This is a genomic window from Mannheimia sp. E30BD (genome assembly GCF_041807785.1).
In the GTDB taxonomy this organism is placed as follows: domain Bacteria; phylum Pseudomonadota; class Gammaproteobacteria; order Enterobacterales; family Pasteurellaceae; genus Mannheimia.
This window is the reverse complement of the sequence record NZ_JBGTYX010000024.1, coordinates 13,077-27,960: the sequence shown is the minus strand read 5'-3', so window position 1 is coordinate 27,960 and position 14,884 is coordinate 13,077. Positions and strand designations below refer to the sequence as shown.

General features: G+C 38.1%; 11 protein-coding genes. 3 read left to right on the top strand and 8 right to left on the bottom strand.

Annotated features, from left to right (window positions below; all coding sequences use genetic code 11):
* Nucleotides 1-212: 212 nt before the first annotated feature.
* The 3 genes from murB to ACERCG_RS10595 all read left to right on the top strand — a co-directional run bounded on the left by murB (nt 213) and on the right by ACERCG_RS10595 (nt 3,833).
* A complete protein-coding gene (gene murB, locus ACERCG_RS10605) occupies nt 213-1,241 on the top strand; it encodes a UDP-N-acetylmuramate dehydrogenase (RefSeq protein ID WP_373612036.1) in 1,029 nt (342 codons plus the stop codon).
* An 11-nt stretch (nt 1,242-1,252) separates the two neighbouring features.
* Nucleotides 1,253-2,014, top strand: coding sequence for a biotin--[acetyl-CoA-carboxylase] ligase (locus ACERCG_RS10600; protein WP_373612035.1), 762 nt, complete (start codon nt 1,253-1,255; stop codon nt 2,012-2,014).
* A 175-nt stretch (nt 2,015-2,189) separates the two neighbouring features.
* Nucleotides 2,190-3,833 carry an ABC transporter substrate-binding protein gene (locus ACERCG_RS10595; RefSeq protein ID WP_373612033.1) on the top strand — a complete coding sequence of 548 codons (1,644 nt, stop codon included), beginning with the start codon at nt 2,190-2,192 and terminating at the stop codon, nt 3,831-3,833.
* A gap of 44 nt (nt 3,834-3,877) precedes the next feature.
* Here ACERCG_RS10595 and ptrA read toward each other — a convergent pair whose 3' ends face one another.
* The 8 genes from ptrA to ACERCG_RS10555 form a co-directional block, all read right to left on the bottom strand.
* Nucleotides 3,878-6,829 carry a pitrilysin gene (ptrA, locus tag ACERCG_RS10590; protein ID WP_373612032.1) on the bottom strand — a complete coding sequence of 984 codons (2,952 nt, stop codon included), beginning with the start codon at nt 6,827-6,829 and terminating at the stop codon, nt 3,878-3,880.
* Nucleotides 6,830-6,943: 114 nt separating this feature from the next.
* A complete protein-coding gene (gene recC, locus ACERCG_RS10585; protein ID WP_373612031.1) occupies nt 6,944-10,228 on the bottom strand; it encodes an exodeoxyribonuclease V subunit gamma in 3,285 nt (1,094 codons plus the stop codon).
* Nucleotides 10,229-10,275: 47 nt separating this feature from the next.
* Nucleotides 10,276-10,569 carry a DUF5374 domain-containing protein gene (locus ACERCG_RS10580; protein WP_373612030.1) on the bottom strand — a complete coding sequence of 98 codons (294 nt, stop codon included), beginning with the start codon at nt 10,567-10,569 and terminating at the stop codon, nt 10,276-10,278.
* Nucleotides 10,562-11,245 carry a DUF2572 family protein gene (locus ACERCG_RS10575; protein ID WP_373612029.1) on the bottom strand — a complete coding sequence of 228 codons (684 nt, stop codon included), beginning with the start codon at nt 11,243-11,245 and terminating at the stop codon, nt 10,562-10,564. The genes ACERCG_RS10580 and ACERCG_RS10575 overlap by 8 nt, the downstream gene beginning before the upstream one ends.
* A gap of 2 nt (nt 11,246-11,247) precedes the next feature.
* Entirely contained in the window at nt 11,248-11,946 is a 699-nt protein-coding gene (locus ACERCG_RS10570) for a hypothetical protein (protein WP_373612028.1), read from the bottom strand.
* Nucleotides 11,906-12,427: a Tfp pilus assembly protein FimT/FimU gene (locus ACERCG_RS10565; RefSeq protein ID WP_373612027.1), complete on the bottom strand. Its 522-nt coding sequence runs from the start codon at nt 12,425-12,427 to the stop codon at nt 11,906-11,908. Before ACERCG_RS10565 ends, ACERCG_RS10570 begins: the two co-directional genes overlap by 41 nt.
* 94 nt (nt 12,428-12,521) lie before the next feature.
* A complete protein-coding gene (fabA, locus tag ACERCG_RS10560) occupies nt 12,522-13,052 on the bottom strand; it encodes a bifunctional 3-hydroxydecanoyl-ACP dehydratase/trans-2-decenoyl-ACP isomerase (protein WP_188157284.1) in 531 nt (176 codons plus the stop codon).
* 112 nt (nt 13,053-13,164) lie between these two features.
* A complete protein-coding gene (locus tag ACERCG_RS10555; RefSeq protein WP_373612026.1) occupies nt 13,165-14,802 on the bottom strand; it encodes an AAA family ATPase in 1,638 nt (545 codons plus the stop codon).
* Nucleotides 14,803-14,884: the final 82 nt, after the last annotated feature.

Genomic DNA, 14,884 nt, shown 5'->3' with positions numbered 1-14,884 from the left:
GGTTTTTGTGATGAAAGTTATCGGCTCTCTAAGCTACACAACGAAGTGCTTTCAAGGGACGAGACGAGATGCCGATAACGGGTTGTGTTGCTTAGTTTAACTCATTTGAGATATACAAGGGGCAGGTCCTGTGCCTGCCCAAATCTTAATTGCAAAATTTTGTAAAAATATCACCGCTTGTTATTTCCACTTCTTAACTAACTAATTTGATGATGAAACACAGTTTAACCCCTTTTCATACTTTCCATTTGCCAGCAAAAGCAACGCAAATTATTGAATTTACCAGCGTTGAACAACTGCTTACCGAATGGCAAAAAGCCTTTAATGCTCAAATGCCGATTTTGATTCTAGGGCAAGGCTCTAACGTCTTATTTTTAGAAAATTTTGACGGTGTAGTGTTAGTGAATAAACTGAAAGGGATTACACATCGTGAAGATGATCAATTCCACTATTTGCACGTTCAAGGTGGAGAAAACTGGCACGAGCTAGTGAAGTGGACATTAGCCCATAACATTGCAGGCATTGAAAATCTTGCGTTAATTCCCGGTGTCGCTGGTTCTGCTCCTATTCAAAACATCGGTGCTTATGGCGTAGAGTTTGAGCAAGTGTGTGATTTTGTCGAAGTGTTAAATTTACGCACAGGCGAACACTTTACGCTTTCAAAAGAAGAGTGCGGTTTTGGCTACCGTGAAAGTGTGTTCAAACATCAATATCGTGATGAATTTGCGATTATTTCTGTTGGCTTAAAATTTGCTAAAGCGTGGCAACCTGTGCTGACTTATGGCTCACTCACGCAACTTGACCCACAAACCGTTACGCCTCAACAAATTTTTGACGAGGTGTGCGAAGTTCGCTCCTCAAAATTGCCAAACCCCGATGAGTTTGGCAACGCAGGCAGTTTTTTCAAAAACCCGATTATTTCGGCAGAACAATTTGCGGAAATACAAGCCCAATTCCCAACCATTCCAAGTTATCTACAGCCTGATGGAACAATCAAATTAGCCGCAGGTTGGTTGATTGACCAAGCTGGTTTAAAAGGCTTACAAATTTGTGGTGCGGCAGTGCATACCCAGCAAGCTTTAGTCTTAATTAATAAAGAAAATGCTACAGGAAGAGACGTTGCTGAATTGGCAAAAACCGTTCGCCAACGTGTGCGTGAAAAATTTGGCGTAGAAATCCAGCCTGAAGTGCGTTTTATCGGCAAAAATGGTGAAGTAGATAGCGAGCAGATCACTCGCTAAGTGAGATAACAATGAAGCTCAACCAGAAGCAAATTCAAGAAGCCTTACTCTGCGGACAAGCCATTGTGTTTGATGAAATTGGCTCAACCAATGAATATTTACTCACACATCATCAAACCTTAGAAAATGGCTCAGTCTGCCTTGCGGAAAAACAGACTGCAGGGCGTGGCAGACGCGGGCGAACGTGGTATTCGCCAGAGAGTGAAAATCTCTATTTCTCGATTTTATGGCATTACCCAAATGAAGAAGCCGCCAATCTGCCTCCACTTAGTCTTGTGGTGGCGTTAATTATTGCTGAAAGTCTCTCGGCACAAAATGTGGAAGATATTCAAATCAAGTGGCCGAATGATATTTACTACAAAGGCAAAAAAATGGGCGGTATTTTGCTAGAAAGCCAAGCCACTCGTAATGGCTTGAATTTAGTGATTGGGATTGGCTTGAATTTAGGTATGACGAAAGTTGATGAGACCATTGTTACCCAAGCGTGGGCGGATTTATCGCAATACCATTTCGACCGCAACAAGCTAGTCTGCCATTTAGCTTTTGAGTTGCAAAAAAATCTCAAAATTTACCCGCTTGTCGGTTTCTCTCACTATGCCGAACGCTGGCAAAAATTCGATATTTTCTATAATAAACCCGTGAAATTGGTTACAGAAAACAGTGAAATTCACGGTACTTCACTCGGCATTAACGAACAAGGCGAGTTAATTCTCCGACAAGGCGAAACCATTCAATATTTCGGCATTGGCGAAATGTCGTTAAGGGCGGATTAGCTTACCGTAAGGTCGCACTACGTGCAACCTCTCTCAATATATTTCGCAGCCAAATACCATCTTATTTACCCTATTGTTATATCATTTTGTTATATCAGCACACTTTTTGTTATTTACTCTTTATATAATAAAGGGTACTCTTCGCCAATTAACTCTAAGACTCATCGGAGAATATATGAAATTATCAACCTTAACCAAAGTCAGCGCAGGTGTGTTAGCAGCATTAGCGTTAGCAGCTTGTGATGATAAAAGCGAAAATAAAACAACAACTTCAGCCGCAAAACCAGCGGTAGAAAAAACCTTTGTAAACTGCGTAAGCCGTTCGCCAACAGGCTTTAGCCCAATTTTAATGATGGACGGTTTATCTTATAACGCAAGTTCACAGCAAATTTATAATCGCTTAGTAGAGTTCGTGCCGGGAACAACGGATATTGAACCTGCATTAGCTGAGAGCTGGGAAATCAGCGAAGATGGTTTAACTTATACCTTTAAATTACGTCAAGGCGTGAAATTCCACTCAAATAAAGATTTCACCCCAAGCCGTGAGTTCAATGCAGATGATGTGGTGTTCTCATTTAATCGTCAATTAGATAAAAACCACCCATATCACACGGTTTCAAACGGGACTTATCCATACTTCAACGCTATGAAGTTCCCAACCTTATTAAAATCGGTAGAAAAAGTAGATGATAGTACGGTGCGTATCACTTTAACTAAGCGTGATGCGTCATTCTTATCAAGTCTAGGTATGGATTTTACCTCAATCTATTCTGCTGAATATGCCGATAAAATGATGAAAGCAGGCACTCCAGAAGCGGTAGATACCACCCCAATCGGTACAGGCCCGTTTGTGTTTAGTGGCTATGTATTAGACCAAGCAAGCCGTTATGTGGCAAATAAAGAGTATTGGAAGGGCAAACCGGATATCGACCGTTTAATCTTTGAGATCGTGCCCGATGCAACCACCCGCTATGCGAAATTACAATCTGGTCAATGTGATTTAATGGACTTCCCGAATGCGACCGATATTGAGAAAATGAAAAATGATCCGAAGATCAACTTATTATCTCAACCGGGTTTAAATATTGCGTATGTGGCATTCAATACCGAGAAAGCACCATTTGATAATGTGAAAGTTCGCCAAGCATTAAACTTAGCGGTAGATAAAAAAGCGATTATTGATGTTGTGTATCAAGGTAATGGTTTCGCAGCGAAAAACCCGCTTCCGCCAACAATTTGGGGTTATAACGACAGCTTATCAGAGTCAGAATATAACATTGAGAAAGCGAAACAGCTATTAGCTGAAGCCGGCTTCCCAAATGGTTTTGAAACTGAATTATGGGTACAGCCTGTAGTACGCGCGTCTAACCCAAATCCACGCCGTATGTCTGAAATTATTCAAGCAGACTGGGCAAAAATCGGCGTGAAAGCGAATTTAGTTACCTATGAATGGGGCGATTATATCAAACGTACCAAAGCAGGCGAATTAACCGCAGGGACTTACGGTTGGTCTGGCGATAATGGCGACCCTGATAACTTCTTATCGCCATTATTCGGTACACAAAATGTAGGTAACAGTAACTATGCTCGCTTCACTAACCCTGAGTTAGATGCCTTATTAGAAAAAGCATTAGGCTCATCTGATAAAGCAGAACGTACAAAGCTATACGAACAGGCTCAAGTGATTTTAAGAGAGCAAGCTCCGTGGATTAACGTGGCTCACTCAATTAACTTTGCTCCAACCAGCAAACGTGTTGAAGGCTACAAACAAAGTCCATTCGGATATACTTACTTATATCCTGTGAAGATTGTGGAATAATATAAACAATGGGCGAACTAATTAGTTCGCCCATTTTGTATCTATCAATAATCCTTCACCTCAAACTCTCGTTGTAGCTTTTCAATGCTTTCAACTTGTTCAAAGTTATCAAACTTCGCTACATCTTCTGTATTGGTTTTTGTACCTATTGCTTGACTCACAAACACAAACGCTTGCTGATCGATTACTGCTTTTTGGTAAAACGCCACAATATCAGCTTTGGTTAAGCCTTTGGTTAGCTCAATAACCTGTTGCAAGCGGTCAAATTTTGCATTATTTCTGCTAAAGTCTGAGCCAAACTCTGCGAATTCTTCCGCTAAAGATTCAGGCTTATATTGCAGTTTTTCCACCAAGCTATTGCGATATTTCACAAATTCCTCATCAGATAGATTCTGTAAACGCTCAAAGCTCTCTTTAAAGAAACGTTTGTTATGCTCTAAAATCCCTGCTGGTGTGGTATTCGGGCTTTGTACCATAAACTGAATGCCTGAGGTTTTGCCAATGGCTGTTTGGGTAGCATAAACCACATAGCCCAGTTGTTTGTCAGTACGCAAATCATCAAAATACCAACGAGAAACAATATCTCTCAGCAATCTTGCTCTTACTACACCCTCCAGTTCTGTATAGCCGTTCGGTAAGAATGCCATTAGCAAGGCATTGTCTTCATTCGGTACGTTTTTAATGAAATTGAGTTTACGTTGGCTTGTATTTACATCAATATACCGTCCAGTCGAATTTGCAAATTTTTTGTTTTTTATAACCGCTTGCACTTGCTTAGCAATTTCAGAGACCTGCTCATTCGATAAATTACCCACTGAAAGCAACTTAAAGCCTGTAGAGTCATTCAAAATGCGATCACGCAATTTTTGCACATCAGCAAGGCTGATTTGGTCGATCATCTCACGCTGTTTGACTATCTCAAAATAAGGGTAACTCGCAAAATACACTAATGCTGTATTCGCTTGATTGAGACTATTTTCTTTCTCACTACGATCTAAGGCTTGGTGCAAACGCTGTTTAGCTTGAGCTAATACCTCTTCATTAAGCTCAAAAGTGCTGAACTGTTTGATACTGTCTAAAATCAATTTGCTGAGGTTTTGGGTATAACCCTCCGCACTTGCAATCAAACTGTTAGCTGCTGGGGCTAAACTTAAATTCATTCCTGCGATGGAAGATTGGAAATCGAGCTTGGTTTGTGCCAAATTGTTCATATAACCTAAAATGGCGGCAGCAGTCGCAGTTTTTAAATCGTCCTGTCTTGGGCGAATGTTAAATGCCATACTGATTTTTGCTTTCGGATCGGTCGCAAAATTCACGCTCGGCATTGCATAAATCAGTTCGCCTTGCTTTTCAGCTAATAATTTTGGCTTAGTTAGCCCTTTCTCCACCACATTTAATGAAAAATCTGTGGTGAAATAAGGGTTGAGCTCTGGTAAATTAAGTTGTGGATTTTGGCTGAAATCAAGCCATTTTTGTTTTTGCTGTTCTGTGATTTTTGCCACAGAATAGTCCGCCTCAAAATGTGGCGTTTTCTTATCCGTTATCGCATTATCACTCACTAATATAATACGAGCATTGTCGATATTCATCTGTGCTAATTTTGCTTTAATTGCATCATTATCCATCGTTTCCGCCACATAAGGTTGGTCGATAACGTGTTCTAATGGAAAATAAAGCATTTGGTCGGTAATGAACTCAACAAAGCCCATACTTTTTTCAACTTGTAAGTGTTGGAAATCTTGTTTCAGACTCTCTTTTACTTCATTGAAATAACTCTCTTGAATGCCCTCTTGCTTAATTTTTTCAATTTGTTGGAACACGAGGGAAATTACTTTATCTTGTTCAGCCAAGCCTTTATTGGTTAGCTCAATATAAATATCAAATGAGCTACGATCACGCCCGATATTAGCGGTACTTACCGCTTCAATACCGCCGTCAGATAAGCCTTGCTTGATTAAATAATCTGATAAAGTACCATCGGTATTATTGTTTAGCACATAAGCGATATACTCACCTGTTTTGTGCTTAAAGTGCATTTCATCGTTCGGGAAATCAAACCCAATAGCGAGCATTTTGGTCGATTTCACCGGCTTGTATTGAATGAAAACAGATTTATCTTCTGCTCGGTAACGTGGCTCAGCCGTTTGTGGTACGCTGAGGTTTTTATTTTCCATTTTGCCTAAAGTATTTACTGCCAACTTCACCATCTGCTCAATCGACTGATTTGAATAAAGCACTACTTTAAATAAATTCGCTGAATAATGTTCTTTATAAAACTTCTCTAACTCAGTTTGTAACTTACTGTCTGGCTTATCTGATAAGGTTTCTTTATTCCCCACCGCAAATTTGGTAGCAGGGTGAGCTGGATTTGAGGTAGCTAAATTCACGCTGTGTAATAAATGTCCATCATGCGATTTTGCTCGCACCATCTCGGCATTCACTGCATTTACCTCTTTCTTCGCATTCTTTTCAAGTAAAAGCGGGAAAGCGAGCGTATCTGCCAAACGAGCAACCGCCTCACTAAAGGCTTCATTATTCACTTGAAGATAGTAAGCCGTGCGATGCGAAGCGGTAGAGGCATTATTCATTCCGCCATTTTTAGTTAAAAAGCCGTCTAAGCTGTTCGTTTCAGGATAGTTTTTTGAGCCCATCAAAATCATATGTTCAAGATAGTGAGCCAACCCTTGCTGAGAAACAGGATCGTCCGCCGAGCCAATCGGAATAATGGCAGACATCAAAGATTTATTCGCTTGGCTATCTGAAATCAGCAGTACCTCCATACCATTATCCAGTTTGATGCCTTGATAAATCGCCTTATCATTCGGGCTTTTATTAATGCTCTGTTTAATTAACTCAAAGCCTTTTTGGCTCTGCTGCTGAGTTTGACTAGCGGTCGTTTTTTCCGAATTTTTTGCAACTTCTGCGAAAGCAGGATAAGCCATTACATTGAGAGCAAAAGCTACCGTAACTAATTTGGTTAGCATAGATAATTCCATATATCTCCTTTTGAAATTAAATAGGTTGTGGTTAATTGACAGTAAAATGAGGGGAAAATTCTATTTGTGATGTGTAAAATAGGGCGAAAAATATTTCACCCCTATAAGTTTTGCTTAACTATTCGCTGTTATTTTCTCATTCATCACGCCAAACCAATTTACCGTATGTTGGTAAATTTCTTCCGAATTGAGTGTGCTTGTTTGCGAAAGAATACGGTTGATGTAACTACCCTCTCTATCTTCGGCAAGGTTAGAAAGCGCCTGTTCGCTGTTTTCACTGCCTTTTTTGAGATAATCGTCAATGCCTTGATAAACCACAAGTTGTGCTTGCGATAAGCCTGCTAAGTAGTCCTTCACATAAATCGTTAATTGAGATAGAGCCTCTTCGGGTAACATTTTTTCAAAACTCAATAAGCCTGTTTGCTCAGCCTCACGGTAATAGAATTTCACGTTTTTTTGCGGGAAATAAGCACAGAGGAATAAATGGTAAATCCAAACTGCTATCTTATCTTTATCTCGCAGACCACCCACTCGCCATAGCACTATTTCTTCATTGAATACATTCTCTAAATTACCATTTAGGTTGATCGTTATTTCATCAATAGCAAGATTTTGGTTAAGCGTTAAAATCGTGCTGTCTTTTGTTAAATACTCCGCTAGAGTTGCTCGCATATCACTGATTTTGCTGATTAAATCTTGCTTGGTTGTGGTAGCAAAATTAGAGGCTGGTAAGTTGCCTTTAAGCTGTTCTTTCTCAAAAAACTGTTCTTGTTGTTCAGGTGAAACTGTTAATAATTCGTTTAAGATGGCGTAGTTATCCAACCCCGATATCGCAAAAATTTCACTTTCATCAATGGTGTCATCATAGGTGTTGAAAGATATGCCTAGCACACTAACGAAGAAAAATTTAATCGGATTTTGTACAAAACGAATAAGATTTCCGATCTCAATCTCCTCAACCGTTTCTGTATTTAATGGCTCACTTAAGAAATCCTGCGTAGAAGAAGTCGGGCTAATAATCCACTCTGCGTTGTAAGCATAATCTCTCGGGTGAGTAAAATTCTTTTTGCTGAACACCGTAAGCGGTTGTTTTCTAACTAAAATTTTCTCAGCCTCTATTCCAAGCTGTGCTTTAAATTCAGGCTCTAAATAGTCGTTAATCGTATCTAAAAGCTGAGAAACTAAAATAGAAGGTAACATCTCTTTGCCGTCTTTTTGCGACTGCCCGATGTAGCTGATGTAAAACACATTTTGTGCCGAAAGTAAGGCTTCCAAAAAGAGATAGCGGTCATCATCACGCTTCGCACGGTCGCCTTTTTGTGGAGCATACTGCATTAAATCAAAGCTGTTGATCTGCTGCTGGCGTGGGAAATCTGCCCCGTTCATTCCCAGTAAACAAACCACTTTAAACGGTATCGCCCGCATTGGTAACAGCGTGGCGAAATTTACTCGCCCAACCAAGAAGTTAAGCTGTTGCGAATGTTGATTGAGCTGCTGGTTAAACATCAGCTCGACAATATCAATATGCAGATTTTCAGCAAAATGAGTGGTAGAAATCAGCGCTAAAATTTCATCGTTTACTGCATTGAGTAACAAAATAGAGGCCGCATTTTCCGCATTTTCTTGGTATAAATCAGCAATCAGCGTTTTTACTGCCAAGTGCCATTGTTCTAAGGATTGTGGCGATTGAATCAGTTTTACCCATTCCAATAAAGTCGAAATAAACGAGGCAAGCCGTCCGACCAATTCAGCATTTAAGCCGTAGCTGTCGCCAAATGCCAACGTGTTTTCCCAAATGCCGTGAGCTTCTTTTAGGCTTGAACCAAGCAGTAACCGATTTAAACCGTTTTCCCACGAATTATAATTCTGCCAATGAGGTTGCTGAATCTCAATGCCTGAACGCACTCCTGCATTTTTCGCCCAAATGCGTAGCGTATGTATATCTTCTGCACTAAAAGCGAAGCGAGTTTGAATTGCCCCAACTTCCAATAAATCAAACAGATCTTCGGCGTTAAATTGGCTCTCTTTCATCGCAAGCAGTTGTAAAAAACTGTGGATAATAGGATCAATTTTGGTAAACGCCTGATCCGATAAGGAAAACGGAATATAGCGAGGATCTCGACTGCCTTTATTGCGAGAAAACACCGCATCAATATAAGGGGCGTATTTATTGATATCTGGCGACATCACAATGATGTCTTTCGGCAGTAAGGTTTTGTCTTTCTCAAATAAATTCAACAGTTGGTTATGCAGCACTTCCACTTCACGCATTGGGCTGTGGCAAGCGTGAATTTGAATGGAGTGATCGTCAGTTAAATCCTCAATAGTGGCATTATTTGCAGAATTAAAAATCTGCTTTTTGAGCTTGTTAAGATTGTTGTTTTCTTCAGGTTCAGCGAACACATCAATAGTATGCGGCTCAAATTCCATTAGCTGTGCTAAGAAATCACGTCCTTGTTTGCCCCAAAGATTGAGCAGTTTATTGCTCTGCTCTGCTAATAAATTTTCCAGATCCTCTGGCGAAATTTTGCGTGTTAAAGCGAGCTTTTGCCATACCTTATCTTCCACACTATCGCCCCAATATTTTTCGCTTGGGTTAAAGAAAAAGATGTGAATATCACAATGCTCACTCAACTTTTTAAATACCGCTAACTGCAACGGCGAGAAGGCAGAAATCCCAAAAATAAAGATACGCTTTGGTAATTTTGCTTTTTCCGCTTCGGTGAGATTATCCAGCTTTTCAAAATAATTTTGCTGCAAATAAGCACGGTGCGAGGTGGTAAATACGCGATCATCTGCCCCTGCTTGCAGATCTTGAACAATTTGCTGCCATAGGTGGCTTTGCCATTTGATATCGGCTGCAATCAAATTTGGATCAACATTCTTTGCCTTAATTGCAATTTTTAGCTCATTTTCGACCGCTTGTAAGTTGCCTTCTTCCCAATGTACTAGCCAATGCGGGCGATAAACCAAGTATTGGTCGAACAATTCAGCAATTTTGGTAGAAAGTTGATAAAGTTTAAGTTGATACTGCTCTTCGCTCGGCTGATTTGCTAAATAACGTTGAAGCGGTTCAAATTCCGCTTGAGTCAGGCAATTTGGGAGTAAACGCATCAGGCGCCAAGTCATTGAGCTACGGTCAAAAATATTCTCTTTTGGCAATTCGGGAAACAGCACACGATACTGTTGCCATAAAAACGTGGTGGGGTAGAGAAAATGGCAGTTGCCCATAATGCCGTTTAGTTCGGCAATCTGCATTTGCAGCCACTGTGCCATTCCCTGACTTTGGATAAGGATGGTTTCTGGCGCAAACGGATCTTCAAGCGGATTAACTTGCTGAACTTTCACCAGCATTTCAGCCAGTGATGAAATTTGGTTAGATTGGTAAAGTGTAAACATAATAACGCCTCGCTAATGAATTATTGTCCAATAAAGCGAGGGGGGATTCAATCCTTATTCAGCTCAATTTTCCCAAGTGGAAAACGAATGCTGAGCTTATTTTCTGAGCATTGAATTTCATAACGAATGTTATTTTGCTCTATCTGCTTTTCACAAGCTAATCCTGCCAACTGTAACGCAATTTGGTTTTCTAATATTACTGCTGCCTGTTGCTGTTGGAAGTGAGTATTCACCCGTCTATTCTGCTCAGATTGCCAATAACTAAAACTCAATACAACAATCGCAAACAAAGCCACAGCCACTAACAGCGAAATCGTGCTTTCTGCTTTATATTTATTCATCTACCGCTCCGATAATATTTTCAGAATGAGTCAAATATTTCCAATAGGAATATTTTTCTTCCAGTTTTGCGATAACCTCTCTTTTAAAGGTTAAATTGCGTTCTTCTCGTGCATTATTAAAGGAGGAATACAATATGCCATACATTTTTTTCCCTGTAATATCAAATAGATAATCGGTAATAACAATGCCGTAAAAATCTTTCGGCAAGCTTTCATTAATATCATTCTTAGCGATCACGATTTTAGGGTTATCTTCACGACTTAGGGGCAGTTCTGATAAGTTTTGGATAGTATAAATTTCGTTCTTAGGCACATTAGTGAAATCAAGATGATCGGATATTCGAGTAAAAGGAATATATTTTTCCCTTGTTGGTCTTCCTTGTTTAAATACACTATTAAACTGACATTCAAATTGATATTGTAAAAACATCAATTTATTCGATGAAAAATCTACTTGAGTAACATTTTCCTTCTTTACCTGTTGGCAAAGTATATTTTTATCTTCTTTATATAAAGAAAGTAGATGATATTTATCATTAAGATATTTCTCGCTATAAAAATGAATTATATTCTGCTGAGCAATCCATTTCTCTTTTGTTAGAAATAATGTAGCTAGAATAGAGGAAATTAATATTAATGAAATTAATAATGCACTAGCATTTTTACCTATCTTCACTGTCACCTCGAATGATTTAATAGGGAAATATAACTTTTTGTGGAATAAGTAATATTATTCTCGTTTACTGACTCTAATTCTATTTCTACTTTAATTAACTTATCTTGTTGCTCCCAACTAAAATCAAGTTTATTTACCTTCACACTATTTATTTCAGTAAATTTACTCCAAGAGCCACTACAATTTTCTAATACTTTTGAGCAGTTTTCTTTTGTACAAATGTCTAAATTCTGTGAAAAAACATAAATCTCATTATTTTCTAGTTTAAAGGCAAATATCTCTTTCAACACATCACGGGTATTATTAATTTCGCCCAACTTACAAGCGGTCGTTTTTGTTCTACGTTTTCCCAAACAACCATCTTGGTTTAAATCATAAAAACTTATTACACAATTTTTCTTCGGTATATTCATACTTTTCCCAGCAAACTGAAATAAATCAAAGTTACTGCCTGCTCGCTTACTTCCCTGATAGCCACTATGTTGCAAGTGCTGCTGTAAGTAGTTTATTAGCTGGTGAGCGTCTGCTTGTAGAGCCAATAACGCTCGTTGTTTAGTTTGAGAGCGATAAAAATCGGTATAGCTAGAAGCGAAAACAAATAAAACAAAAGCACCGAGTGCGGTAGTAATTAAAATTTCAATCAAACTGAATGCTGATAAGTTAATCTTTACAGGTACTACGTTTATTTTTGGCTGCCACATAAACTCGTCCTAATTGTTCAAATTGTAGAATATCATTCTCATTATTTAAGCTAATATTAATACATTTAGATTCTAACTGACCGCTCACCCCATCAATATTAATAAAGGATTTTGGATATAAACTCTTATTTCTCAATATAATATTTTGATTATTTGATCTATAAAGATGATGCTCTTCATTAGAAGCACAGCTGTTTTTTATTAAGCAATCGCAAATTACTTGTTTAGAACTGTTTCGTGGTTTAATTACTGCTACCATACACCATTGATTATTCCGCTGAGAAATCGTTAATGTGTAATTTCGTTTGCTATAACGAGCCTTAGTTTGGATTTGATAAATAAAAGATTGGATATTTTCAATTTCGCTATTTAAAGCAATTCTATCTTGAAAAGTAAAAATAACAGGCGAGATAAAATAAATAGCAATCACCATAATTGCCATAGCGGTTAGCATTTCAATTAATGTTATTGCTCTGTGCATAAAAATACCCTCTTGATAGAGGGCATCTTATAATTTAAGAAGGTTTTGTAAATGGAAAAAAGTTAGTTTTTCGATGCAGATCGCAAAATTAGTTTTAGAATGAGGCTGTATCTTGGAATAAGCCAACTTTTAAATCTGTTGCCGTGTAAATTACACGGCCATCAACTTCAACTTCGCCATCAGCCACCCCCATCACTAATTTGCGGTTTACAACACGCTTCATATGAATGCGATAGGTTACTTTCTTCGCTGTTGGTAAAATTTGACCCGTGAATTTCACTTCGCCAACGCCTAACGCACGCCCTTTGCCTTCGCCACCAATCCAGCCAAGATAGAAGCCGACCAGCTGCCACATTGCATCTAAACCCAAGCAGCCCGGCATTACAGGATCATTAATAAAATGACAATCAAAAAACCACAAATCAGGCTTTATATCAAATTCTGCCTCAATATAACCTTTTTCAAAATTGCCTTTTTCTTGATTCATTTCGATGATGCGATCCATCATCAACATTGGAGGAGCAGGTAACTGAGGACCTTTTTCGCCGAACAACTCACCTTTGCCAGAAAGTAAAAGTTCTTCGTAAGTGTAGCTTGGTTTAATGATTGGTGTACAAGTGTTCATTATTTTTAAAATCCTGTAAATAGAAAAAAGCCTGTTATATCAATACCTGATAAACTAGTCGGATAGTAACAGACTTTTAACTCAGTGAACAGATGTACGCTAACTTGTCGGATCAGTTAAACCCTAATTTTTTGCAAATTTTTCTAAAAAATGAACCGCTTGTATCCTGATTATCACGATCTTCTAATTGCTGATGAATAAGCGAGAAGAGCGATGTTTGTTCAGATACTGGTAATTTTTCATCATCATAGAAATGACGATTGAATAAAATTTCCATCGCATCAAATACATTTTCAACCGCCCAAATTTTAAATTTCTCTTGGGCTACAGCTTCCACCACCTCAGACTTCAAGCTCAAATGGCTTAAACAAGTAGCAGGAATAATCACACCTTGTTTACCTGTTAAGTTGCGAGCTTTACAGATATTAAAGAAGCCTTCAATTTTCTGATTTACGCCGCCAACACTTAGCACATTTCCAAACTGGTCGATTGCCCCTGTTACCGCAATAGATTGTGGCAGGGCAACTTTAGATAATGCACTGACTAACACATTAAAAATCGCCAAAGAAGAGCTATCGCCATCAATTTCGCCGTAAGATTGCTCAAAGGCAACAGAGGCAGAAAACGGCAATTGCGTTGGTAATTCCAGTAAATTAGCCAAGCAAGATTGAGCAATAATAATTCCTTTTGAGTGAATATTTCCCCCTAGCTCGACTTTTCGCTCGATATCGTGAATTTCACCATCACCGTATTGCACATTACAGCTAATACGCAAAGGTTCACCAAAGCTATGTGGAACACCTTCAAAATCAATGACCGATAAGCCATTTATTTGTCCAATTTCTTCGCCTTCCGTTTCAATATAGAGCTGATTACTGAGAATATCTTCTACGGTATATTCATTTAGAATGGAAGATTGTTGCTCTAAATAATCAAAATAGCTTTTTACTTCATTAATTTCTATTGTATTTGGATAGAAATTCTGAATGCCTAATAAATGTTTTCTTAATAATGTAGGTGAAATAGAAATTAAATCTCTGCTTTCACTTTCTCGAATATAAGCCTGTAAAAATTGATTAAGAGCAAGTGGCGATAATCTTTTATTTATTATATTTTCCGCATAAGTCTGTACATAATTTGCCCATTCATCTACATTATTATTTAGCGATAAATACGATTTAATTTCAGTATATTGTGCTACTTGATATAAGCTATCATCATAAGAAGAAAGAGTTGATATATCTTCTCTTTCGCCAACTAGAATTAATTTAAATGTTGATTTTTCTTTAGCTAAAAAATGTGGTGGATAATTAACAGAATGAGGTTCGTATTCTCCAAATAATAATGCCTGTTTTAATTTATCCCATTGGGTAATATCCAATAATAATGAATTAATATTCACAATTAAAATACCATTATTCGCTTCTTGAATTGCCCCTTTTACATATTCGGTTTTCTGCTCTCTTTCTAAAAATATATAATATCCAAACAAATTATTTTTATTAGAATCCATTTTTATTACTACAGAATTTGTTAAATTATCTTGTTTTAAATAATCGGCAAGTTCATCAATAAATTCAGGAAAAAGCTCAGATTTCAGTATCAATAAAGAGCCAAATTTAGCGTGCATAAATTGATCTAGAGCTTGTTTTGCTTTAGGCTGGAAATCTAAGAAATTGGCTTTCTTAGTTAAATCAGAAAAAGGATATTCCACAGTTAATGCTGGGCTATTAAGTAAAAAAATAGTCACAAATTTGCCTCGTTATCGAAAATTTGGTTTATTATACAGAATTCCGTTATACTTGCTAAATATAGCTTATCTTTTCCAACAT